Origin of the sequence: Pararhizobium sp. LjRoot235 (assembly GCF_964254145.1) — a bacterium.
GTDB lineage: Bacteria > Pseudomonadota > Alphaproteobacteria > Rhizobiales > Rhizobiaceae > Pararhizobium.
In genome coordinates, this window is record NZ_CAXUSP020000001.1 from 3648229 (window position 1) to 3671525 (window position 23297).

The window sequence follows — 23297 nt, forward strand, 5'->3', positions numbered from 1 at the left end:
AGCTTAGGTGCCGCCAGCATATCGAGTGGCTAGCCTCGATATCAGCGTCAGCGGTCCCGCGTCGTACACTATTCGCGCCACTGTACGGCCGCAACTTATGGAAATCCATGAATTGGCGGTGATGCCGTCGCTTGGCCGCCCTGGTAGAACATCCGCTTGGATGGTCCCTGTCTCAGTCCAAAAGCCGCAGGGGAGTGGCATTCTCGCCGAAGTCCGTCGACCGGCTGACCTCCTTCCACTGGAGCGCGGCTGTCGATCGGACCACGTCGTTCTGGGCAATTCGCGCCAGCGCGTCGCTTCCGAGGACGAGCTGCTCCGGCGGATCGTCCAGGCGTGAAAGATCGAAGATGACGGCGGCCACCTTGTCGGGGTCGCCGGGCTCGGTACCGGCATAGCCCTCCGTCATCCGCATGATCGCGCCGATGGTTGGCTCGTATTCCGGCAGCAGCGGCGGGACGTGGCTGCGGGCGACCCGTGTCCAGTTCGTGCGGATGCTGCCCGGCTCGATGGCGACGGCTTTGACGCCGAACGGCTTGACTTCCTTGGCGAGCGAAGCGGTGAAACCACTCACCGCCCATTTGGCGGCGGTATAGGCGGCGGAGCCGGGACTGCCGAAGCGCGCCGAGCTGGACGAGATATTGATAATATGTCCTGATCTTTGCCTACGCATCACCGGGAGTGCTGCGCGGGTCAGATTGACCACGCCGTAGAAATTGGTGTCGATCTCCGCCTTGAAATCATCCTCAGAGACCTGTTCGAAAGGGCTGAGATGCGCATAGCCGGCATTGTTCAGTAGCACGTCGAGGCGTCCGAACTGTTCCATCGCGGTTTCGACTGCGCCGCGCGACGCCGACATGTCCGTCACATCGAGTTCAATGAGGACAGCCTGCTTGGCGTAGCGGCGCGCAAGGTCGAGGAGGTGGTTGACGTCTCGGGCTGTCGCGACAAGGTTGTCGCCGCGTGCGAGCACGAGTTCGGCCGTGCTACGGCCGATTCCGCTGGCGCTGCCGGTTATGAGCCAAGTCTTCGGCATTTTGGATGTCCTATAAAAAGGCGATGATGGAAAAGCTTGAGGAAGTGGCGCGGCCTTGCCGCGCCACTTCCTGGCGGGATGCGGAGCACGGCGGTCTGCTCCGCAACCGTGGGGGTCAGGCCTTGAGGAAGGCGAGCAGGTCGGCGTTGACCTGGTCCTGATGCGTGGCGGTGATGCCGTGCGGCGCGCCGGGATAGTAGATGTCCTTGGCGCCCTTGATCAGCCGGGCAGACTTGACGGCGGAATCCTTGACCGGAACGATCTGGTCGTCCTCCCCGTGCAGGACGAGCGTCGGCACATCGAACTTCTTTAGATCTTCGGTGAAGTCGGTTTCCGAGAATGCCTTGACGCATTCATAGGCGTTCACGAGACCCGCCTGCATGCTCCAGAGCCAGAATTGGTCGAGGGTGCCTTGGGAAACGTTCGAGCCGGATCGATTGGCGCCGTAGAATTGCGGGGCAAGGTCACGGTAGAATTGCGAGCGATCCTTGACGAGGCCGGCGCGGATCGCGTCAAACGCCTCGATAGGCAAGCCTTCCGGATTGGCCGCCGATTTCACCATGACCGGTGGCACGGCGGCGATGAGGACGGCCTTGGCGACGCGCTTCGTGCCATGCCGGCCGATATAGCGGGCGACCTCGCCGCCGCCGGTGGAGTGGCCGACCAGCGTTGCGTCCCTGAGGTCCAGCGCCTCGATAACGGCGGCCAGATCGTCGGCGTAGCCGTTCATGTCGTTCCCCGACGTCGGCTGGCTGGAGCGTCCATGGCCGCGGCGATCGTGCGCCACGACGCGGAAGCCGTGCTGGGCGAGGAAGAGCATCTGGCTGTCCCAGGCATCGGAGCTCAGCGGCCAGCCGTGCGAGAAGGTGACGACCGGGCCGGTGCCCCAGTCCTTGTAATAGATTTCTGTGCCGTCCTTGGTGGTGATCGTGCTCATTGCTTGCTTTCCGTGATTGATGGTGGCGGGGAGAGGCTGCTTCGGTGTCTTTGCGGCGGCAACCGCGGGCAAGCCCGCTGCGATACCGGCGGTGAGGCTTCCGAGCAGAGCGTCGCGGCGTGAGACGCCGACAATCGATGGGTTTGAAATGTCCTGCATATTTTATCCTTCACGATGGTTGAAATGCGAACGAGGATGGCGACCGCCCGCCCGGAAGACTATTGGCCGAAGGCATCTGCGGACTGTGCGAAAGTTTAGAGGCGGAACGTCTGCGGACCGACAATGCGACGGTTCACCGGGCGGATGCGGCTTCTTCGATGAGAGCGGTGACCTCGCCGGGATGCGAGACCATGAGCGCGTGCGAGGCCCCGTCGACCACGACAGTCCTTGCGGCGTGTGCCCGCTCGGCCATGAACTGCATGACTGCTGGCGGAATGTTGCGGTCGGCGGACCCGTAGATCACGTAGGAGGGCAGCAGCTTCCACGATGCGGCGCCGGAGGATTCGGCGAGCGCCGCGTGGGCGACCGGACGCTGCGCCGAGGCCATCAGCGCCGCCTTGTCATCTGAAACGTCGGCGGCGAACTGGAGATGAAATTTGGACGGCTGGATATAGAGGTCCTGCGTGCCATCCGGCAGCGTCACGGGCGCAAGAGCGCTGGCAAGCGTACCGCCCGGAAATTTGCCCGACAGGGTGAGGCTGGATTCGCCGGTATCCGGCATGAAACCTGCAACATAAACCAGGGCCTTCACGTTCGGATTGCCGTTTGCGGCTTCGGTGATGACCGGTCCACCATAGGAATGGCCCACCAGAACCACCGGTCCATGGATGGCGCGAACGACGGCTGCGACGGATGCTGCGTCCGACGCGACGCTGCGAAGCGGGTTGGCCGCCGCGATCGCAACATAGCCATCCTTGGTCAGGCGGGCAATCACAGCATCCCAGCTCGATGATTCGGCAAAAGCGCCATGAACGAGAACGACTGTCGGCTTGAGATCGTGATCTTGGGACTGTGCGCTTGCGACAGTCAGCGTGGCGATCGCGGCGCCAAGCGCCAAGACCTTGATAATTTTGAGCATCTGCTTTCTCCTAACGCTGCGGTTGCCTATGCCGGAGAATGCAGGGGTTTGCGGTCGCAAACCATTCTACGTGGGACGCGCCTATCCACTGCCGAAGTATAGGAGGAGCTGGCCCAAACGGCGAGAAACCTGATCGGTCGGCAAGGCTCAGCTCCATCAGATGTTAACCGGGCGTGCCTTCCGGACAGATGGATGATCCGCGATGCCGGGGATAGTTGGTGATCGGGGCGACGCGCGTAGCTTCGACCCGATCGCAATCAATCCACGGAGAGCAGGATGACCAAACGCTTGAACATATTGGCCAGGAAGAATGACGGCATCGATGGCCTCGTTGCCGTCGAGGCCTGGATTGCCAAGAGCTTCGATTCCAAACTGATGGAGCTCGTCAAGGTGCGGGTGTCGCAGATCAACGGCTGCGCTCATTGCCTGCACATGCATCGTCATGACGCGCTGAAACAGGGCGAGACGGAAGAGCGTATGCTTCTTCTGAGCGCCTGGCGCGAATCGCAGCTCTACAGCGACCGGGAGCGCGCAGCACTCGCCTGGGCCGAGTCGCTGACCAATATCGCCGAGAGCCGTGCGCCGGATGCGGATTATGAAGTTGCCAAAAGCACCTTCTCGGAAGACGAACTCCTGGCGCTGTCTATCGGCATCGCCATGATCAATGCCTGGAACCGGCTGGCGATCGGCTTTCGGCTGCAGCATCCGGCAGACCACAAGCGCGCCGCTTGATCGCCGAGCAGACGCGAACGCGCCGGGCGGATTCATCCGCCCGGCAAGGTCCAATGCAAAGCTCTGCTCCTTCGTGCCAGCCTCTTCACTGCCAAATCTCCGCTGCGGCCGCATTGAGAGCATAGGCTACCCTATCCTCAGGTATGGCCTTTCCTCTTCCTTGGCCGGATCGACCGCCAAACGCGCCTCAACATAAAATCTGCGCCGTGGCTTGTAACCGACACGTTTCAATCACCCAAAACAGGAGCGCATTATGTCGCAGACAGAAACGAAACCCCATTCGATTGCTCAGCAGGAGACCAACATGAGCTTGGACAACAACTCACAACTCGGCAGAACGGGACCCGAAGAGTTGGTCCCGTCGCGCTACGCTGTGCGGGTCGGCGAGATTGACGTGCTGGTGGTCAGCGATGGGGTGCTACCGCTCCCAACTGAAATGCTGGGACACAACGCTGATCCAGCCGCCCGGGCGGCCTGGCTGGGCGAGATGTTCTTGCCAGCGGATGCTTTCGACTGGTCGCTCAACGTCGCCCTGGTGCGCAGCGGGGATCGGACCATCCTGATCGACGCCGGGTTGGGACTGGATCCGAATTTGAACCTCCCGCGGGCTGGCCAGTTGGTGAGGCGACTGGACTCAGCCGGCATTGATCTTGGGTCTGTGACCGATATTGTGCTTACCCATTTGCACATGGACCATATCGGCGGTCTCCTCGTCGAAGGTGTGAAGGACCGGCTGAGACCAGATCTGCAGATTCACGTGGCAGCCGCCGAGGTCAAGTTTTGGGAGGCGCCCGACTTTACCCACGTCCATATGCCGCAGGGATTCCCGGACGCGCTTTCGGCAACCGCCAAGCGTTTCATGGACGAATACCGGAGCCATCTGCGGCAGTTCGATGAACTACACGAGGTGGCACCAGGCGTGGTCGTCCAGCGCACCGGCGGCCATACGCCGGGGCACAGCGTAGTTCGTCTGGCATCTGGTGGTGACCGGCTGACATTTGCTGGCGATGCCGTTTTCACGGTCGGCTTCGATCACCCCGACTGGTTCAACGGTTTCGAGCACGATCCCGAGGAAGCGGCTCGCGTTCGCGTCCGTCTTCTGACGGAGCTGGCACGGACTGGCGAGCAGCTCGTCGCCACTCACCTGCCGTTCCCGTCCGTTGGCCGGGTGGCGATCGACGGCGATGCGTTTCGCTGGGTTCCGGTCTTCTGGGATTACTGACCGCTTATTGGTTCAGAGCGCGCCCGGCTCTGCCGACAGATCCACGGCTTCGCAGGGCCGGCCTGGACCAAAGACCTTCGAAAACGAACAAACAAAGCGGCGCACCGAGTGGCCGCGCATGGAGAAGCTCATGAAAATCGTCATCATCGGCGGAACCGGACTGATCGGTTCAAAGACAGCCGACCGCCTTCGCAAGCAAGGCCATGAAGTCATTGCCGCCGCTCCGAACACCGGCGTCAACACGATCACGGGTGAAGGTCTCGCCGAGGCGCTCGCCGGGGCTTCCGTCGTTATCGACCTCGCAAACTCGCCGTCCTTTGAAGATAAGGCCGTGCTCGAATTCTTTGAGACGTCGGGCCGCAATCTGATGGCTGCGGAAAAGGCAGCCGGCGTAAAGCACCACATCGCGCTTTCCATCGTCGGCGTCGATCGGTTGCCGGACAGCGGCTACATGCGGGCCAAGGTCGCCCAGGAAAAGATCATCCGGGAATCCGGCGTCCCCTATACGATCGTCCACTCGACGCAATTCATGGAATTTCTCAGCGGCATCGCCCAGTCCGGCACGATCGGCGACACGGTGCATCTGTCGCCAGCCTACGTCCAGCCCATCGCCTCGGACGATGTGGCCGACAACATGGCCGCCATTGCGACGGTCGCGCCGATCAATGGCGTTGTGGAGATCTCGGGGCCGGAGCGTGTCCGGCTGAACGAGCTCGTCGCCCGCTACCTCAAAGCAATGGGCGATGCCCGCAAGGTCGAGGCAGATCCGGAGGCGCGCTACTTCGGCGCCAAACTGGAAGATGGCTCGCTCGTTTCCGACAACAATCCTCTCCTCGGCCGGATCACCTTCGAGCAGTGGTTCGCAACCTCTGCCCGCAAATGAATGGATGACGGTGTGCCGCCCCATGCGGTGCACCATCCAGCCCTCAAGAAAGGAATTCGACATGATGAAGCCAATCCTTGCCCTTGCCGTAGCTGCCCTCTTGTCTACGACGGCTACTGCCCACGATGCCGGTGAGAAGGACGCCAAAGTCACCCTAGTCTACGAGCACGAATTGCCGAACGCCCCGGGCAAAAGCATGAAAAGTGTTCTCGTTGAATATGGTCCAGGCGGCTTTTCCTCGGCCCACACTCACCCAAGCTCCGCCTTCATCTATGCGACTGTCCTAGAGGGTGCCATCCGCAGCCAAGTCAATGACGGTCCTGTAAAGGTCTACAAGGCGGGTGAAAGCTTCTCCGAGATGCCGGGCGATCGGCATGGCGTCAGCGAAAATGCCAGCACGACCAAGCCTGCCAAGCTGTTGGCTGTTTTCGTCGTCGACAGCAGCGAGAAGGAACTGACTTTCCCGATCAAGAAGTAGGCGAAAGGGCCAGCGGTCGTCGCGGCATCCGGCCCTTTCCCCATCGTTAAAAATCACCGCTGGTGAGCTCGGCCATGTTCGGCGAAGATCATTTCCTGCCGCTTGTCCTAATCAATATTCTGGGGCTCGCCGGCATTCTCATATGGCACATTCAGGGACGCAGCCGTCCGACCGGACGGCTGATCGTGCAAATTCTTTTCTTCGCCACGATGAGCCTCGTGCTCGGGCTGGGCGGAATTTCACCTTACCAGCTCGACCAGACCGAGCTTGTGGGCACCGGCCTATTGATTGCCAAGTCGGCAAGGATCCTCTGGTGGACCCATCTTGCGTGGACGATCATCGGCTTCGTGCACATCTATATCGGTCTCAACCGTAGGCCGCGGGAGGCACATCTCCTGCAGGATCTGATCGTCGCCGTCGTTTATCTCGGCGTGGCGCTGTCGATCATTGGCTTCGTCTTTGGCGCGCCAATAGGCCCATTGGTTGCCACCTCGGGCGTGGTCGCCGTCATCATCGGCCTGGCGCTGCAGAATACGCTTGCCGACGTCTTTTCGGGGATCGCGCTCACGCTCGGGCGGGCTTATGTCATCGGCGACTGGATCCGACTCAGCGACGGCACGGAAGGGCGCGTCGCCGAAACCAACTGGCGCTCGACGAATCTGCTGACCGGCGCGCACAATGTGGTGGTGGTACCCAACGGCGTCCTGGCGAAGCAAGGGGTAACCAATCTCAGCCGTCCTGACGAAACGCACTGGATTGCGTTTACCGTGCACATTGCCGCCACTCACGCGCCGTCCGTCGTTGAAGAGGTCATGCTGGGCGTTCTGCGGGACTGCGAGCGAATCGTCAAGGTTCCGCCGCCGGCCATCGCGCTCAAAGCGATTGATGCGATGGCTATCGAGGTTGAGCTGCAGTTCTGCGTGGCGAGCCCGGCGAGCCGAATGCCGGCCAAAAATGAGGTCATCGATCTCGTCTATCGCGATTGCGAGACGAACGGCCTTTCTCTGGCAATGCCGCCCGAGAGCCTGCTCTGGGGGCCAGCCGTTACGGGCGGTGAGCCCGCAGCTATCGTCAGGCCGCTCTCATCCGGCAATGCGCGTGCTTCAGACTATAAATGATCAGCCATGGACATCGAACTGAGACGCAGGATTGACGAGCTTGAGCAGCAACTGCGCTCCGCAGCGGCCGAGAATGCCAACCTGCAATTGAAGCTTGCGATTGCGCTGGAACGCCAGACCGTCACCGCGCAAATTCTCAACGTCATCTCCATGTCGCGAACCGACGTGCAACCGGTTTTCGACGTCATTTCTGAGAGCTCCCGGCGGCTACTCGGCGGTCAAACGGCGCTTGTGACGCGCGTCGTAGGTGGCATGCTTCATCTGGCGGCATGCACGGCGGGAAGCTGGGCCAGCCACGAGGAGATCCGGGCCTCATTTCCTACCCCGCTGACATCCTCAGGGATCCACAGCCGAGCCGCAATGAACTCGGCCATGGCGTTCCGCTCCGATATCGAAACCGAACCCGGCGTCTCTCAAGCGGTCAAGGAGATGGCGCGCATCAGGGGATACCGAAGCATCATCGTAGTGCCCATGCTTCGCGAGGGCATCGCTGTCGGCACGATCGGTGTTTCGCGTGTCGAGCCGGGGACCTTCAGCGACAGCCAGATCAACCTTCTCAACACGTTCGCCGATCAGGCCGTAATCGCGATCGAGAACGCGCGGCTGTTCGAAGAAGTCCAGGCGCGGACCGCGCTGCTCGCCAAGTCTCTTGACGATCTGCGCGCCGCACAGGACCGTCTGGTGCAGACCGAAAAGCTGACCTCGCTCGGCCAGCTCACTGCAGGCATCGCGCACGAGATCAAGAACCCGCTCAACTTCGTCAACAATTTCGCAGCCCTCTCAGCCGAACTGACGGATGAGTTGAATGATGCGCTCGCGCCCCTCGCGCTCCCGGATGATGTTCGCGACGAACTCGACGAACTACGCGGGCTCTTGAAGGACAATCTGCAAAAGATCGTGCAGCACGGCAAGCGAGCCGATTCCATCGTCACGAACATGCTCTTGCATTCGCGCGGAGGCGGCGGCGAACACCGGCCAACGGACGTGAATGCTCTGGTCGAAGAGAGCCTCAACCTCGCTTATCACGGCGCGCGCGCCGAGAAGCCGCTGTTCAACGTGACCCTTCGACGCGAGTTCGATCCCGACGCCGGCATCGCCGAGATGTTCCCGCAGGAGATCACGCGCGTGCTGCTGAACCTGATGTCCAATGGCTTCTATGCCGTGGCCAAGCGCAGTGGCGAAAACAGCCTCAGCTTTGAAGCCGAGCTCAGCGCCAGCACACGCAACCGTGGCGAACATGTCGAAATCCGCATCCGCGACAACGGCGTCGGCATTCCGCCAGAGGTCAAGGAGAAGATGTTCGATCCATTTTTCACGACCAAGCCGCCTGGCGAAGGCACTGGCCTCGGGCTTTCCATGAGCCACGACATCATCGTGAAGCAACACGGCGGCAGCATCGATGTCGAGACCGAGCCAGGTGTGTTTACCGAGTTCACCATCCTGCTGCCGCGCGGGAGCAATTTTTCGCACATTAGGAGAGGTGAGCCGTGACTGAATTGGTTCTGGTGGTGGATGACGAAGCGGACGTCGAGGTCTTGTTCCGTCAGCAATTCCGCCGCGACCTTCGCGCCCGACGCTTCGTGATGGATTTTGCCGCCTCAGCAGCGCAGGCCCTGACCCGAATTGCCGACACTGGCGAGCAAACACTGGTTCTGATTTTCTCCGACATTAACATGCCTGGGATGAACGGTCTCGACATGCTGTCGGAGATGCGCGCACGGCGGCCAGATGTTCCAGTCATCATGATCACCGCCTATGGAGTTGCCGAGACGCGCAGGACTGCGCTGGATCGAGGCGCGGAGGGCCTGCTGACCAAGCCGATCGACTTCGGCCATCTCCGCCAGGTCATCGATGCGAGACTGGGACCGGCCGCATGACTGCAACTATTCTCGTGGTCGATGACGAGCCAGACCTGGTGACGCTTATTCTGCGGAAATTCCGAAGGCAGGTTCGCGACGGGCGCATCAGTTTCGTGTTCGCGCTTGACGGTGTAGAGGCGCTCCACGCGATCGAGCAGCATCCCCATGTTGATCTTGTGATCATGGACATCAACATGCCGCGGATGGATGGGCTCTCACTGCTGGCGAAATTGCAGGAGCGAGAGGACAAGAAGTCGGCCATCATCGTCTCGGCCTACAGTGATATGAGTAATATACGCACCGCGATGAATCGCGGTGCGTTCGACTTCCTAACCAAACCGATCGATTTCGCCGATCTCGAAGCAACGATCCTGAAGACCATCCGTCACGTCGAGGTCTTGCGTGAGGCACGGCGCCGCCAGGCGGAAGCGGAGCGCGCGCATGCGTCGTTGTCGCGCTATTTTTCGCCCGAACTTGCTAGGCGCCTTGCCGCCGGCGGCGATGACGATGACATGCAGGTACGCTGGCGCGACATCGCTGTGATCTTCACGGACATCACGGGCTTCACCTCGCTCGTCGAGACAGCCGTTCCCGAGGTGCTGGCGGAATTGCTCAACGAATATATCGGCGGCCTGACGGATGTCGTCTTCGCGCATGAAGGAACGGTGGCCAAAGTGATCGGCGATGCCGTTCAGGTGCTGTTCAATGCACCTGGCGACCAGGCCGATTATGCAACCCGCGCGATCGCCTGCGCACAAGCGCTCGACCAATGGGCAGAGGCGTTTCGCGAGCGCTGGAAGCAGAAAGGCGTTGGTTTCGGGACCACACGTATTGGCGTTCACGCAGGCCCCGCGCTGGTCGGCAATTTCGGCGGCGATCGCTTCTTCGATTTCACCGCCTATGGCGACACAATCAACACTGCCGCGAGGTTAGAAGCCGCGAACAAGACGCTGGGCACGCGGATTTGCGTCAGCGACAGTGTCGCGAGCGGGGCAAGGAAATTCAGTGGGCGGCCGATAGGCGATCTTGTCCTGCGCGGACGCAACGAGCCGTTGCGCGCTCACGAGCCCTTGTCGGCGGCGCAGTTCGATGCGCCGGTCACGGCGCAGTATATGACAGCCTTTACCAAGCTCGAGCAGAATTGCGCCGCCGCCATGCCGGCTTTCGCCGCGCTGGTTGGAATGCACTCCGATGATCCGCTCGCCAGCTATCATTTGAGGCGGCTACTCAACGGCGGCAAAGGCATTCGTATACAGGTGGCATGATTGAGCATGAGGTTAACGAGTCTGCCGCAAGCGGCGATCCGGCGTCCGATCGTCGCGCCTTCGGATTGCATGAAGATGATCTGCGTGGCGCGCGGCGACTTTGCCACCATCCGACGGAATCGCGAAAGTATTCCAATGCGGACGACGAGACGGCGATGGCGTCGATATTGGACAAGACACCGCTAGCCACACGCGCCATCGCCACGCGAGCGGCTTAGACCTTCCATCCATCTTTGCTGATGCTAACCAGCCAGCGAAGGCGCGCTCTGGGTCCAGAAGCGGAAATAATTGCCGCTATACCCCTCCTGTTGACTGATACCCAAAGCCAGGGCACAAGGGTGGCATCCACGGTCGCTCTCGGCGGGAAAACAGAGGGAATTTCAAGGATTTTTCGTTAAGTCATTGAAATCATGTGAGAATCCAGGTTCTCCAGGCAGGCGCAATTTAGGCCTGTAACGCTCTTTTCCGGACGGACTATCGTCTCAAAAATTCTGTAATTTTTACAGCTATTTACTCACATTTTCACCCCAATACTTACCGCGTCACGCTTCTCGCTGTTGCAATCTACGATCGCACAAAATGTTGGCTGGGGACCCTGTTTTGAACAGCAGCAACCGTTTCCGCTTCCCGCCACAAGCGGCCTCCCAGCTCCCACGCAATTAGCGGAACAGCAACACGACGTTTTCGGAGTTTGAGTTCGCGATTTGCAGCGATTGAATACCAAGTTGCTCCTGCGTCTGTAGCGCCTTTAGCCGGGTGGATGCCTCGTTCATATCTGCATCGACTAGGCGTCCGATGCTTTTGTCGAAGCTGAACATGAGTTTGCTGGTAAAGGCGGACTGCATATCGATGCGATTCTGGAACGCACCGAGGGTCGCGGCTCCCTCGATTATCCTCTCTGTGGCGATCTCGATGTAGTCGATGTAGGTCGAGAGCTTATTCGAGTTTGTCGCGATATCGATTGCCAAGAAATTTATCGTCGGGATCGGCTCGATATTGACACGAATGCTGTCGAACTCGATACGCGTTCCACTTCCCCATTTGCGATCCGTTGCCGGATCGGACTTCATCATGATTGTGCTAGGAGATGTCGCCTCAATGATGAGGTCAGGCCAGTCGGCGTCGATCAACGAGTGAAGTAGGATCGCCATTTCCTCGGCCGTCTCGATCTTACCGCTATCTTTTCCCAGTAGCTCGTTCACATAAGTGCGATTGAAGGAATGGCTCGTTGCCGGGCCGCCATTGACCGAAAAGGTAAAGTTTATCTCCACGCCATCGAGATTCTCGCCGTCCTCATGGACAATGAAATCCTCGAAATACAGCTCCATACCCGAACCTCTGGACCCGAAGTCGAAAGATTCTTTAAGGCCGCCGGCGCTTACGCCGACGCTGCTGAGATTGGCTATCTCGACGTACGACCCGTCGCCGTGGGCCTGGAGCGTCTGGATGCTCATCATTTTGGGATCGTGGATCCAGTTGCCGGAACCGGGCGGAACATAATGACCATAGTTAGCAGAGACGTACGCGCCCTCTACATTCAGCACGGAATTAAGAACCGCCGCAAACTCCGTGTTCGTCGTTATAACTCCGCCAAGGCTTGGATCGAAAGCGTCCACATCCGCCTTGGTGATAGTGATCAGCTTGGGATATTAGTATGGCCCCGGCAGTTCTTCCAATTCTGCAGCAGTACCGCTGTAGTTGTTGGGATTCGACGCTTCCTTATCCAGAATGATATTGAAGCTGATCTGCGCGCCGGGCACAGTGAAGTCCAGCGGCGACCCTACAGGGAAATCGTCCAAGTAGAAGATGCCCGGACCGCCTGCGCTGCCTTCGGGAAGCATCCAACCTGAACCATGGCTGCCGTCATACACAGTTGAGTCCGATGTAAGAGGCTCGTCAGAGCTGAACCGTCGCATGCCGCCAAGTGTCTCAAGGTCTCGCGCGTCCGCCTGCAGCAGTCCTCCGCCCGTGCTATTGAAGCGCGAAACAGCCGAGAGGTGAAAATCCATGGCGCGGACAGCGACACCTCCCGATGCCGCGCGCACGAATGCGGATGCGCTGGAGGCCTTGTTGAGATCGAAATCGTATATGTTGGCTATGTCGGTGTTCAGCCAGTTCTCGCCGCTGAAGCTGGCCGAGTGGGCAATGCTTTGAACCTCCCGCTTGAGCTGTTCCAGCTCCTTCTGGATTTTTCCTTTGTCTACCCCGCCCTCCCTTGCCATCACCAATTTGGACTTGAATTCACCGAGTACATCAATGACGGCATCCAGAGCTGCATAGGCGGTATCGGCTTTTGCCGCGGCAAAGCTGAGCGCGTCCGCGACGGCCGAAATCGCCATACTGTCAGACCGCATCGTTGTCGAAATCGACCAGTACGCGGCATTGTCGCTGGCTGTCTGTATTCTCCAGCCGGAACTCACCTGGCCTTGGGTGGTGGCGATGCTGGAGCCGATAGATCGTAGAGTCTGGAGCGCAGAAATTGCACCCGCATTGTTAAGAATACTGGTCATATTAGATCTTATTAAAATTGATTTGCTGCCTATCATGGGCGTGAGGGTTGCATCCATACAACCAGATTTTTGGTTAATGAATGTTTAAAGGTGAACAGATTTATCAAACATCTCAACGCGCTAATACCGTCGGTAGTTGTGTTAGCCGCCGATCAGTCTCGCGTCACCTTGGTCGGCGTGGCTGTGCGAAAAAAGGCTCCCATCACCAACCTCCAGGGTTTCCGGCCGGAACCCCATCCCTGCCAGGGCAGGTGGGGCCAGGCACCTTCGGGGGCTGAAAACGGAAATAATTGCCGCTAAGGCCTCCTGTTGACTGAGGCCCGAAGCCAGGGCGCAGATGGCATCCACTGTCGCTCGCGACGGAAAAACAGAGGGAATTCAAAGGCGATTTTGATAAGCCATTGAAATCATGTGAGAATCCATGTCTCCCAAGCACATGCAATTTTTGCCTGCATAAGTTCTCGGCATCCCACGATTCTCTTCAGGTTGACTACCGATCTGGTCGCCCGCAATTGCTCGACAGCAGTTTCGTCTTTTTCAATCTGCGATCGCAACCCGTGCTGACTGGGACCACTTGTCGGCTTCCCCCGGCCTAAAACAAGCAGGTTTAACGCGACATGCGAGAAGCTGCGCTGCCTGCGCGCCCTCTACGTGGTAGAATAAGCGGCGGCGGTCCCCGTACGACACCGAAAGGGCGGGCAGAGATATGGAGAGGCGGCTCACCGCGATACTTTCTGCCGATGTGGTCGGCTATAGCCGCCTCATGGGAGTGGATGAGGGCGGCACGCTGGAGCGGCTGAAGGCCTGCCGCCGGGAGTTGGTCGATCCCACGATCAAGGAGTTCCACGGCCGCATCATCAAGCTCATGGGCGATGGTGCGCTAGTTGAGTTCGCGAGCGTTGTTGACGCCGTCCAGTGTGCCGCCTCGATCCAGCGGAAAATGGCTAGCCGCGATCAGGGAGTATCCGAGACCCAGCGAATTCAGTTTCGCATCGGCGTCAATCTCGGCGACATCATCGTCGAAGGGGATGACATCTACGGCGACGGCGTCAACATCGCCGCGCGCCTGCAGGGTATTGCCCAGCCCAGCGGGATTTGCATATCCGGCACCGCGTTCGATCACGCCGCGCACAAGGCCGAGGTCGGCTTCTCAGCGCTCGGTGAGCAGCATCTGAAGAACATAGCCGATCCCGTTCGCGTCTATCGCGTTCTGCTCGACCCCGGGGAGACGGGCAAGGTCGTCGCCGTCGCCCGCAGGCCCAGCCGACGGGCCATGATCCTGGCAACGTTCGCAGCGCTGCTGATCGCGGCCGCTGTCATTGCCGTCGGTTGGCAACGGGCGTTTGCGCCGCAACCTCCATCCATCGCGGTGCTTCCTTTCATCAACTTGAGTGGCGACCCCGGCCAAGACTATTTCACCGATGGTATCACCGACAACCTGATCACCGATCTCGCCAAACTTTCGGACCTCGATGTCATCTCCCAGAATTCGGTGTTTGCCTACAAAGGCAAGCCCCACGTTTTGTCAGACATCAAACGCGATCTCGGTGTGAGTTTTATCGTCGAGGGAAGCGTGCGGCGGGCCGGCGACCAAATCCGTGTGAATGCGCAACTGATCGACGCAGCAAGTGGCGACAATCTGTGGGCCAACCGGTTTGCCCGCGGCGGGGCCGACGTGTTTGCCATCCAGGACGAACTGAGCCGGCAGATCGCCGAAGCGCTCGGCCTGGAACTGACTCCGTCCGAAGCCGAGCGGATTGCCCGGCCGCCGACCGCCAATCTCGAAGCCTACGACTACTACCTGCGTGCCGAGCAGGCGACGCGGAACGGCCGCCGCTCCCGGCTGCTGGAGGCGCTGGCGCTCTTTGACAAGGCGGAGGCGCTCGATCCCGGTTTTGCCGAGGCCTTCGCCGCCGACGCGCACGCTACCGCCTATGTCTGGCGCAGCGCCTACGACGACGTTCTCCAAAGCGCGCCGGCGCGAAAAAGGGCCTACGACAAGGCAAGTCGCGCCTTGGCTCTCGACCCAGAACTTCCATCACCGTACGCTGTCCTTGCCGTCATGCAGGTCGTGGACCGCCGTTACGAACAGGCAATCACCTCAGCGCAGAAGGCGGTATCACTTGGATCCGCCGATGCTGAAGCTTATATGGCGCTCGCATACGTTCAACTGGTCTCCGGTAATCATGACGGAGCCGCTGCGGCCGTCGAGACGGCGCTCCAGCATGATCCGAACCTCTCTGCCATCGACCGATACACTGCTGGTCTGGTTTTTTATCTGCTGCGCGACTACGCGAAGGCCATCGACAATTTCGAGCGCGCCAGAGATGGTTCGCCGGGAAATGGCGAGCTCGTTACCCCTCTCGCCATGGCATATGTCCGTGCCGGCCGCCTTCATGACGCCCGCGCGGCTGTCGCCGAGGGAGTCCGCCTTCAGGCCGGGCGCGATTGCCTGGCAGGCTGGCGGCTCAGCCACGCCCACTTCCGCAAGCAGGATCTTGCGTTTATCCTCGATGGCTTGCGCGAGGCCGGCTTGGCGGAGTGGCCGTTTGGTTTCAAAGGCGACGAGCGTGACCGGCTGAACGGGGAAGAAATCGCAAGCACCGTCATAGGCAAACTGCTGCGGGGTAAGACCGAGCCCTCGGGAAGCCCGGCACTCATGCAAATCGGCCTCGATGGCAACGCGGCATTCCGCTCGGCGACGCAGTTGATGACCGAAACGGTTTCCATCAATGGAGACATGCTCTGCGAGCAAAGCGAGAATGCATTCGGTCAAGCAGATTGCGGTCCGGTCTACAGACGTGCCAACTCGCCCGACGAGACCATCTATGCCTATGTGAACTCGACCAAGGTCTTCTATTTCTCACCCGTGAAATAGATGCGGTCGATCTTCGGTCAGTGATACTGATCCATTTCGAGATCGGCCGCGACCTTCGGCCAATTGCCGTCTGCCTTCGCCACGGCGTCTTCCGCGTGGGCGGCGAACCCCTCCGCATGCTTCTTGTCGTAGATCAGGTAAAGCTTGCCGTCGATGATCTTGAAGGCTTCCGGATCGATGTTGACCGTGACCGACCCATTGATCACCTCGCCCGCGCAGTAGCCACCATACTGAGGCGCGTATTTGAGAGGCTCACTTATAAACATGTCGCGGTGTTCGGCGTTGGCGAAATGCCACGGCGTCCCCAGCCATTCGTAGGAGAATTTCTCTGATCCCTTCATCGCCTTGCCTGCGGTGAAATAGGCGACAGTGTCGTATCCCATGATCGCCACACCGCCGAAGTAACCCGTGTTCACCGAGTCATCGGCGAAGGCGGACGGCCCAGGCGCAGCCGTTCCCGCGAGCAGGGCGAACAGCGCCGCAAAGCCAGAAATCCCTCGTGGAAAGCCTCCTGTGATTACCGCATCCATCTGTGCCTCCTGTTCAATCGTGGATTTCCATGCATTTCGCATAACCCTCGTCGCCGAGGAGGCTGGCCGAAGCGCACGTCGCGCCATGCCGCTTGAACAGCCGGACTATGTCCGTGTTACCCTTCCAGAATGCCCGCGTGATCGGCGTGTAGCCGTGAACCTCCGCGTGACCGACATCGGCCCCCTTGGCGATCAGAAACTCGGCAAGCGTGACATGGTTTTCCTCCCCCGCCACCATCAGTGGCGTGACACCCGCTTTATTGGCGGCGTCGTCGAGCGTCGCACCGCGGCCAATGAGTAGCTTGCTGATCGGCACGCTGCCGGAAAATGCCGCGGCATGAAGCGGCGTAAAGCCTCCCGAGTTGCGCGCCATGACGTCGGCACCTTTGCCGATCAGCAGTTCGGCTATGGCGACTTGGTCTGCGAGAGCGGCGGTTATGAGGGGCGTTGCCTGGTCGCGTGTCCGGCTGTCCACATCGGCACCCGCTGCCAGAGCCTGCTCAACCGCGGCGGTTTCTCCGGCCACAACGGCATCGAACAAGGGATCACCCGCGACCGCCATTGTCGCCGCGAAAATCAATACTACCGATGCCAGCAACCCGCGCATGAGTGAACCTCTGAGATTGCTAAAATAACATGGCCCCTGGATAATGGGTAGGCAGCGCCTCCGAATTAGCAACAACCAGCCTTGCTTTTATAAATTCGATGCCGGGTCTATTACTGCGCGGAGTGGACACTTTAGGCGGGGCGCGGCCCGCTGGAGCACCTAGTCGCGCTTGCCCAAACCGAGTCCCTCAAGTTGCTCGACTATCACCGCTTCCGCCAAAATTTGCGTCGATATAACAAGGCAATGTGGTCCGGACTTTCGAAGCGTCTCTGTAGAGGGCGGCACCTTTTGGGGCCAGAAGCGGAAATTATTGCCGTTTTGCACACCTGTTGACTGAGGCTCAAAGCCAGGGCACAAAGGTGACATCCACGGTCGCTCGCGATGAGAATACATAGGGAATTTCAAGGTGATTTCGTTAAGCCTTTGAAATCATGTGAGAATCCACGTCCCCGCCGGAAAAAGTGACGTCTTTGCAGCTACTTGGCGCTATTTCGAGTTATAAACTTTGTTACCTTCTCCGGATCGTTAGAATGCCTAGAGCCTGTAAAAGGCGGCTGGGGACCGTGTTCGGCTGCCTCAAACAGGCCGTGACCGACGACGGTGTTGGGCCGAAGAACGAACCCGCTGCGCGGGAGGGCGCCCGCAGTTGAGGTAGAGATCAACAACCGGTCGTGGCGCATGCATTGAGCGTCGTTCGGTGTGAGCAGACCATGACGGGCTTCTTCAACAAGGAGCCTGACCATGTCCCATTCAGTTCTTGATGCACCCATCAGCCCGCTGCGCCAGAGGCTGATCGACGACATGAACATGCGGCGTTTCTCACGGGAGACACAGCGCAACTATCTCCGCGATATCGGGCGCCTGGCGACGTTCCTTGGGCGCTCACCAGGCACAGCGACCTCCGACGACCTGCGCCGGTTCCAGATCGAGCAGCAGAAGGACGGCGTTCCCGTGCCGACCATGAACAGCATCGTGTCGGCGCTACGCTTCTTCTTCACTCATACGGTTGATCGTCCCGATCTGGCGCGCAAGCTCGTTCGACTGGCGCACCCACGCACGCTGCCAGTAGTGCTCAGCCGCGACGAGGTTGCCCGCCTCCTAAACGCCACCACCTGCCTGAAACACCAGGCCGCATTGTCAGTCGCCTATGGTGCGGGTCTTCGCGTCGCCGAAGTGTCGATGCTGAAGGTCGCCGACATTGACAGTGAGCGCATGCTGCTCAGGGTCGAGCGCGGCAAGGGCGGCCGGTATCGCAACGCCATGCTGTCGCAAGACCTGCTCTTATTGCTGCGCCAGTGGTGGCGGGTCGGGCGGCAGCAGGGCGTGATGCACCGCGATGGCTGGCTGTTCCCCGGACAGCACACGATGAAGCCGATCAGCACGCGGCAGCTCTATCGCATCGTCGTTGAGGCGGCCCAGGCCGCCGACATCGCCAAGCGGGTCGGGCCGCATACGCTGCGCCACAGCTTCGCCACCCACCTGCTGGAGGACGGCACGGACATCCGGATCATCCAGGTCCTGCTCGGGCACGCCAAGCTGAACAACACCGCTTTCTATACCAAGGTCGCGACCCGCACGGTGCGAACGGTGACAAGCCCGCTCGACAAGCTCGGCCTGTTCAAGCGGGGAGAGATATCGCCCGACGGCTGAGCCGTGCGCGCCTCTGTCGAGGTCGCCGACATCTTCCGCGCGGCGGGCCCCGCCTACCGGGCCGACCATGCAGGACACCTGAGCCTCACCCAACTCAAGGTCATGTCGGCGATCGAGCAGTGTCGCACCGCGGCCCTCGGTGGTCACGTCGAGGCTTGCGAGGACTGCGGCCAGTGGCGGATCGCCTATAACTCCTGCCGCAACCGGCACTGTCCGAAGTGTCAGGGTGCCGCGGCGCGGACATGGCTTGCCGAGCGCGAGGCCGACCTGCTGCCGGTCGGCTACTTCCACGTCGTGTTCAAGCAGGAAGGCCGGGCGCGACGATACCCATCGGCTTCCGTCTGACGCGATGCCGCCACCCGGCGCGAACTGCTGAACGTCGCCGCGCCACCTGATGACGATACCCCAGACGAACCGGACGACTTCCGCCCGCCATGCCCATGCTGCGGCGGACGCATGATTATCATCGAGATGTTCGAACGGTGGAGGCAGCCGCGTGGACCGCCGGACAAAACCACACCGAACCGGGAGACCACCCCATGACCCGGCATGAAATGATCCGGCCTCCAGCCGCAGGCACTCAGCCTCAGGCAACGAACCCACACGAGTCTATGCCGATGATCGACATTGAAGCAGGCGCGTCCCGCCGCGCGACGTGCCAACAACACGGCGCAAGGGCACAACAAAATCGTCTGTCCCCATCCACCTGGTCCTTCCTGACGGCGCTCGCGCCACCGACGCCACTGGCGGAAATCTGAAATCCCCATAGCCATCGCCATCGCCTGTGGACCGCGGGTTCCTTCCTCGGGGACTTTCGTACGCCTGCCGGCGCCCGAAACTCTTCACGTGAGCCGACCGTCAACTCTTGGCGACCGCAAAACGATAGCGGACTTTTAACCCTGAGGATTACAGTTTCATTTCCGCCTTTGCTGACATTCGCTGCAGCAATCTCACGGCAGCCTCGGCCTAGACCATGTTCACCGCCGGTGAGAACCCCGATACGGTGACGCTGACACGCACCCATGACCGCACTGACCTCTTCGGCTGACGGTGTTGCGTCCCGCCGATAAATTGATGTCATCTATAGTGACACCGATTGACAGGCCTTGATTTTGGTGGCACATGGCGTGTCGCTAAATTTGGAAAGCCTGCCATGTCCGGTACCACACGAGCCTACAACAGCCCTTTGCGAGAGAAGAAGGCGCGGCAGACGCGCGAGTCGATCCTTGCTGCGCTCTATGCGCTGATGGGCGACACTGATGCACCCGACGAGATCGGCATGGAGGCGATCGCGCAGAAAGCTGGCGTGCAGCGGCGCACGATCTTCCGTCACTTCGCCACCAGGGAGGAACTGCTTTGCGCATTCTGGCCGTGGCTCAATGCGAGGATCGGGGCTTCCCCAGCCCCGCACAGCGTGCGCGACGTGGTCGACGGCCCGCGCGAAGCCTTCCCGCGCTTTGATGCGCATGAGGCGGCGATGCGTGCTGCGCTCCACTCGCGTACCGGGCGCGAGATGCGCATGGATACCGTCACCGGACGACGCGCGCTGTTCGCCGGTGCGTTGGAGCCCGTCCTCTCTCAACTTCCGCCAGCCACGGCCCGCAAGGTCGAGGCGCTGGCGCACCTGCTCTTCTCGGCCTCCGCTTGGGAGGTCCTGAAGGACTACGGCGGTCTCACCGGTGCCCAGGCCGGCGAGACCGCATCCTGGGCGCTCGAGTTGATCCTGTCCGCGGTCGACCCGAGCCATGCAAAGGCGGACGTCCCATCGCAAACAAAGGAGAAAAAGCGATGAATCTCGACGTCATCCCCGCGAACGGAGGCGAAACCCTGTGGGTTGTCGCCGACCGCATTCGCTTCCTCGGCGGCCTTCCGGGTTCAAACCTTGAATTACTCGATATCGAGGTGCCCCCGGGCTCTGGTACGCCACCTCATACTCATGTCTCGCCCGAAATGTTTCATATTCTTGAGGGCGAACTCACCGTCCGCGAATTCGGCGCCGGAGGCGCGCCGCAGGCGGTGCTGGCAGGTCCCGGCACGGCGGTGCGCATTCCGTCAATGCTGCCGCACAACTATTCCAACGATAGTGGCGGGCCAGTGCGCATGCTGGTGCTGATCGAAAAGACGATGATCGACTTCTTCCGCGAGATCGGCGCAGCCGAACCACAGGGCGAACCCGACTTCGCGAAGATCGGCGCGGCCATGCGGCGCCACGGCATCGAGCCGCTCACCATGGCCGCGTGAGGAATCCTGCGCGAAATGATCAGCCGGTCGCGGAAACAGTTGGTTCGCGATCGGCTGGCGGCAACATTGCAGTTGCCGCCGGTTAGACCCCGCATTCTCGATAAATCGACTGCCCGGCAATTCGTCTCTGAGAAAGTCACGCGCAGCTCGACTGCTTCATGGAGAAATCCAAAATGGCGAGAGTCGTCGAATGAACCGAGCGAATCTGCCTTATCTCGAGCGCTTAGGGCTGACGTGCCCGACGACCGCCGAGCTGCTCTCTATTCGCCTTGAGAATACGGCACACTTGGCGCTGGCTGATCTTCGAAAAGGCGCTGCCGCACTGGAGAGGATTGACGATCGGCTGATGTCTCACTTCAAGGCGAACTAGTCGGGGTTCGAACGGGAAATGATGGCGGGCGGTGACTGACGAGCCGCGCACCTGATGGGGAAGGGCCTGTCGCGCGATCTTATGCTTCGAAATCAATATTTTGCCGCCGAGGCGACCTGGGAAGAAATCGGCAGATTACTCTACGAGGAGTTCCGTGCAGAAGCTTTGAAAGCTGGGCCGTTCGAAGTTCCGCTGGAGAACGCGGTCGCCAAGCATCAATTGAGACTCAGGAACGCAATACAGCAGCAGGAAGGCATCGGCGGGAGCGACGATGAGCCGCTTTGCGCCAATTACAGTCCAGACCTGCAAATCCGTATTCTCCGGCTCGAGCCTTCGGAAGCGCCAGGCCCCTTGCTCGACATGGGATGCGGCGAACGAGGCGATCTTGTTTTCCACCTTCACACCCTCGGGCGTTCGGATGCGTTCGGCTTCGACCGTCTTTGTGAGACCGCGGGCCCGCTCATCCAGGCAGGTTGGTTTGAGGTTCCCTGGCATATGGACGTCCTTCGCGCCTTGCGACCTGGCGGCAGTTTCCGGTATGCCCCCGCTTGAGGATCTCCTGCCGACCGACGAATGGCTGATAGAGAGATGGCCAGTGGGACCGGGTTTTGAGGCGGTCTCCGTAACGCGGTCTGTGGGCCGCGGTCGCGCTCACCAGAAAAAATGAATCCCGCCGCAGGCAAATGACCGCATTTGCCTCGGACGCGCTGGCGCAATCTGTCTCGTTCGCCAGACAGTCGAGATCACAACCGCAACCGCGTCCGTAATGTCAGCCCTTGGAAACCGTCCAAAACACACCCAATGACCGAGATGAGGGTGCAAAGAGGAAATAATTTCCGCTCTCGGCTGCTGGCGGGTACGGGGCCGAAAGCCGTTGTCGGCTTCCGGGCTCCGATTTTCGAAAGCAGAGCTTGAGCCTGGCGGGCGCGTGATCTGACGCGAAGTGGACGTTCGGTCGCCCTCGGCCGAACGCACGCGCCGACGACCCCCTTCGTAAGTCCGAAATCCTTGGTTTCAGTCCCATCATTTCAGCTATAAGGTGGGAGACATCGCCCAAAGGGGATTCAAGGCCAATGCCCCCAGAGAAAAAGGACCGTTCGCCTGTTGCGCTGGAACAGCGTGACATAAGCGCCGACCAGCGCATGTTCTCACCTTCCGTTGCGCGAAATTCGGCGCCGATCCTCGCGGTCCTAAAACGTGTCCTTCCAACACGTGGCGCCGTGCTGGAGATTGGATGCGGGACCGGCGAGCACGCCGTGTGTTTTGCGGGAGCAATGCCCAACCTCACCTGGCAGCCGAGCGATCCGGATGCCGACGCCCGCACCAGCACGTCTAGCTGGATCAAATTCGCAGGGCTGAAGAATGTGCTGGCACCGCGGGATATTGATGTGTGCTCAGGACAATGGGGCGTCGAACAAACGGGGCATTTTGACGCCATCGTGTCGATCAATATGATCCATATCGCGCCATGGGCGGCAAGCTTAGGATTGTTCGCAGGAGCTGGCCGTTTGCTTCACGCTGGTGGGCTTCTTCTTCTCTACGGCCCATTCATGCGCGACGGGGCACACAACGCCCCCTCGAACGCTGCTTTCGACGCGGCTCTAAAGGAGCGCAACCCATCCTGGGGTGTGCGTGATATCGCTGATCTTGAACAAGTGGGTGAGGCCGCTGGACTTAATCTCCGCGAGACGATCGAGATGCCTACCAACAATATGTTGCTGGTCTTCTCCAGCGGTAGTGCCTGAACGACAAGCGGGCGCGAAAGAGACGTGGGCCTATAGCAGCATTCGGGCCCTTTGCTGCCGTTCGAGGTCGATCCGAGGAACGTGCGGTATGTGCTAGAATGCGGCCGAAGGCGGAACGCGACAGACGCACTGCGAGGGGCGGTGTGATCGAACCGGAATTC

The 23297-nt window shown here is 60.2% G+C and carries 22 protein-coding genes and 2 pseudogenes; 17 read left to right on the forward strand and 7 right to left on the reverse strand.

From position 1 onward, the window contains the following. Positions 1-172: 172 nt before the first annotated feature. The 3 genes from ACSQ2Z_RS17940 to ACSQ2Z_RS17950 all read right to left on the reverse strand — a co-directional run bounded on the left by ACSQ2Z_RS17940 (position 173) and on the right by ACSQ2Z_RS17950 (position 3048). Positions 173-1033, reverse strand: a complete 861-nt coding sequence (locus tag ACSQ2Z_RS17940; protein ID WP_436082445.1) for an SDR family NAD(P)-dependent oxidoreductase — start codon at positions 1031-1033, stop codon at positions 173-175. A gap of 115 nt (positions 1034-1148) precedes the next feature. After that, positions 1149-2129 carry an alpha/beta fold hydrolase gene (locus ACSQ2Z_RS17945; RefSeq protein WP_436082446.1) on the reverse strand — a complete coding sequence of 327 codons (981 nt, stop codon included), beginning with the start codon at positions 2127-2129 and terminating at the stop codon, positions 1149-1151. Between the two features lie 133 nt (positions 2130-2262). Beyond that, positions 2263-3048, reverse strand: a complete 786-nt coding sequence (locus ACSQ2Z_RS17950) for an alpha/beta fold hydrolase (protein ID WP_436082447.1) — start codon at positions 3046-3048, stop codon at positions 2263-2265. A gap of 276 nt (positions 3049-3324) precedes the next feature. Here ACSQ2Z_RS17950 and ACSQ2Z_RS17955 point away from each other — a divergent pair, with 276 nt between their 5' ends. From ACSQ2Z_RS17955 to ACSQ2Z_RS17990, 8 genes are all read left to right on the forward strand, one after another. Continuing rightward, on the forward strand, positions 3325-3780 hold the full coding sequence (locus ACSQ2Z_RS17955; protein WP_436082448.1) for a carboxymuconolactone decarboxylase family protein: 456 nt from the start codon (positions 3325-3327) through the stop codon (positions 3778-3780). A 253-nt stretch (positions 3781-4033) separates the two neighbouring features. Next, positions 4034-5002: an MBL fold metallo-hydrolase gene (locus ACSQ2Z_RS17960; RefSeq protein ID WP_436082449.1), complete on the forward strand. Its 969-nt coding sequence runs from the start codon at positions 4034-4036 to the stop codon at positions 5000-5002. 130 nt (positions 5003-5132) lie between these two features. Then, positions 5133-5885, forward strand: a complete 753-nt coding sequence (locus ACSQ2Z_RS17965) for an SDR family oxidoreductase (RefSeq protein WP_436082450.1) — start codon at positions 5133-5135, stop codon at positions 5883-5885. Between the two features lie 61 nt (positions 5886-5946). Next, on the forward strand, positions 5947-6363 hold the full coding sequence (locus ACSQ2Z_RS17970) for a cupin domain-containing protein (RefSeq protein ID WP_436082451.1): 417 nt from the start codon (positions 5947-5949) through the stop codon (positions 6361-6363). A 74-nt stretch (positions 6364-6437) separates the two neighbouring features. Continuing rightward, positions 6438-7481, forward strand: a complete 1044-nt coding sequence (locus ACSQ2Z_RS17975; protein ID WP_436082452.1) for a mechanosensitive ion channel family protein — start codon at positions 6438-6440, stop codon at positions 7479-7481. A gap of 6 nt (positions 7482-7487) precedes the next feature. After that, on the forward strand, positions 7488-8972 hold the full coding sequence (locus ACSQ2Z_RS17980; protein WP_436082453.1) for an ATP-binding protein: 1485 nt from the start codon (positions 7488-7490) through the stop codon (positions 8970-8972). Next, positions 8969-9358 (forward strand): response regulator, encoded by a 390-nt coding sequence (locus tag ACSQ2Z_RS17985; RefSeq protein WP_436082454.1) that lies wholly within the window; start codon positions 8969-8971, stop codon positions 9356-9358. The genes ACSQ2Z_RS17980 and ACSQ2Z_RS17985 overlap by 4 nt, the downstream gene beginning before the upstream one ends. Next, positions 9355-10605 carry an adenylate/guanylate cyclase domain-containing protein gene (locus ACSQ2Z_RS17990; protein WP_436082455.1) on the forward strand — a complete coding sequence of 417 codons (1251 nt, stop codon included), beginning with the start codon at positions 9355-9357 and terminating at the stop codon, positions 10603-10605. Before ACSQ2Z_RS17985 ends, ACSQ2Z_RS17990 begins: the two co-directional genes overlap by 4 nt. A 659-nt stretch (positions 10606-11264) precedes the next feature. Here ACSQ2Z_RS17990 and ACSQ2Z_RS17995 read toward each other — a convergent pair. Next, the gene (locus ACSQ2Z_RS17995; RefSeq protein WP_436082456.1) at positions 11265-12221 is read right to left on the reverse strand and encodes a flagellin; all 957 of its coding nucleotides are present in this window, start codon (positions 12219-12221) and stop codon (positions 11265-11267) included. Positions 12222-12254: 33 nt separating this feature from the next. Then, positions 12255-13115, reverse strand: a complete 861-nt coding sequence (locus ACSQ2Z_RS18000; protein WP_436082457.1) for a hypothetical protein — start codon at positions 13113-13115, stop codon at positions 12255-12257. A gap of 706 nt (positions 13116-13821) precedes the next feature. Here ACSQ2Z_RS18000 and ACSQ2Z_RS18005 point away from each other — a divergent pair. Continuing rightward, entirely contained in the window at positions 13822-15993 is a 2172-nt protein-coding gene (locus tag ACSQ2Z_RS18005; RefSeq protein ID WP_436082458.1) for a tetratricopeptide repeat protein, read from the forward strand. A gap of 17 nt (positions 15994-16010) precedes the next feature. On the opposite strand, the gene ACSQ2Z_RS18010 is transcribed toward ACSQ2Z_RS18005, so the two are convergent. Together ACSQ2Z_RS18010 and ACSQ2Z_RS18015 are read right to left on the reverse strand one after the other, a co-directional pair. Beyond that, a complete protein-coding gene (locus ACSQ2Z_RS18010; RefSeq protein ID WP_436082459.1) occupies positions 16011-16523 on the reverse strand; it encodes a YHS domain-containing (seleno)protein in 513 nt (170 codons plus the stop codon). Positions 16524-16536: 13 nt separating this feature from the next. Beyond that, entirely contained in the window at positions 16537-17130 is a 594-nt protein-coding gene (locus tag ACSQ2Z_RS18015) for an ankyrin repeat domain-containing protein (protein WP_436082460.1), read from the reverse strand. Between the two features lie 741 nt (positions 17131-17871). Between ACSQ2Z_RS18015 and ACSQ2Z_RS18020 the strand changes: the two genes are divergently transcribed. From ACSQ2Z_RS18020 to ACSQ2Z_RS18055, 8 genes and pseudogenes are all read left to right on the forward strand, one after another. Then, positions 17872-18780, forward strand: a complete 909-nt coding sequence (locus ACSQ2Z_RS18020; protein ID WP_436082461.1) for a tyrosine-type recombinase/integrase — start codon at positions 17872-17874, stop codon at positions 18778-18780. Between the two features lie 3 nt (positions 18781-18783). Next, positions 18784-19080, forward strand: a pseudogene (locus tag ACSQ2Z_RS18025) (transposase zinc-binding domain-containing protein); the annotation flags it as partial. A 63-nt stretch (positions 19081-19143) separates the two neighbouring features. After that, a pseudogene (locus ACSQ2Z_RS18030) lies at positions 19144-19323 on the forward strand (IS91 family transposase); the annotation flags it as partial. A 74-nt stretch (positions 19324-19397) separates the two neighbouring features. Then, entirely contained in the window at positions 19398-19538 is a 141-nt protein-coding gene (locus tag ACSQ2Z_RS18035) for a hypothetical protein (protein WP_436081265.1), read from the forward strand. Between the two features lie 395 nt (positions 19539-19933). Next, complete coding sequence (locus tag ACSQ2Z_RS18040; RefSeq protein ID WP_436082462.1) at positions 19934-20572, forward strand: TetR/AcrR family transcriptional regulator; 639 nt, start codon at positions 19934-19936, stop codon at positions 20570-20572. Beyond that, positions 20569-21021 carry a cupin domain-containing protein gene (locus ACSQ2Z_RS18045; RefSeq protein ID WP_436082463.1) on the forward strand — a complete coding sequence of 151 codons (453 nt, stop codon included), beginning with the start codon at positions 20569-20571 and terminating at the stop codon, positions 21019-21021. Before ACSQ2Z_RS18040 ends, ACSQ2Z_RS18045 begins: the two co-directional genes overlap by 4 nt. Positions 21022-21445: 424 nt before the next feature. Further along, positions 21446-21943 carry a hypothetical protein gene (locus ACSQ2Z_RS18050; protein WP_436082464.1) on the forward strand — a complete coding sequence of 166 codons (498 nt, stop codon included), beginning with the start codon at positions 21446-21448 and terminating at the stop codon, positions 21941-21943. A gap of 521 nt (positions 21944-22464) precedes the next feature. After that, entirely contained in the window at positions 22465-23136 is a 672-nt protein-coding gene (locus tag ACSQ2Z_RS18055; RefSeq protein WP_341486399.1) for a DUF938 domain-containing protein, read from the forward strand. The last annotated feature ends 161 nt before the right edge of the window (positions 23137-23297 follow it).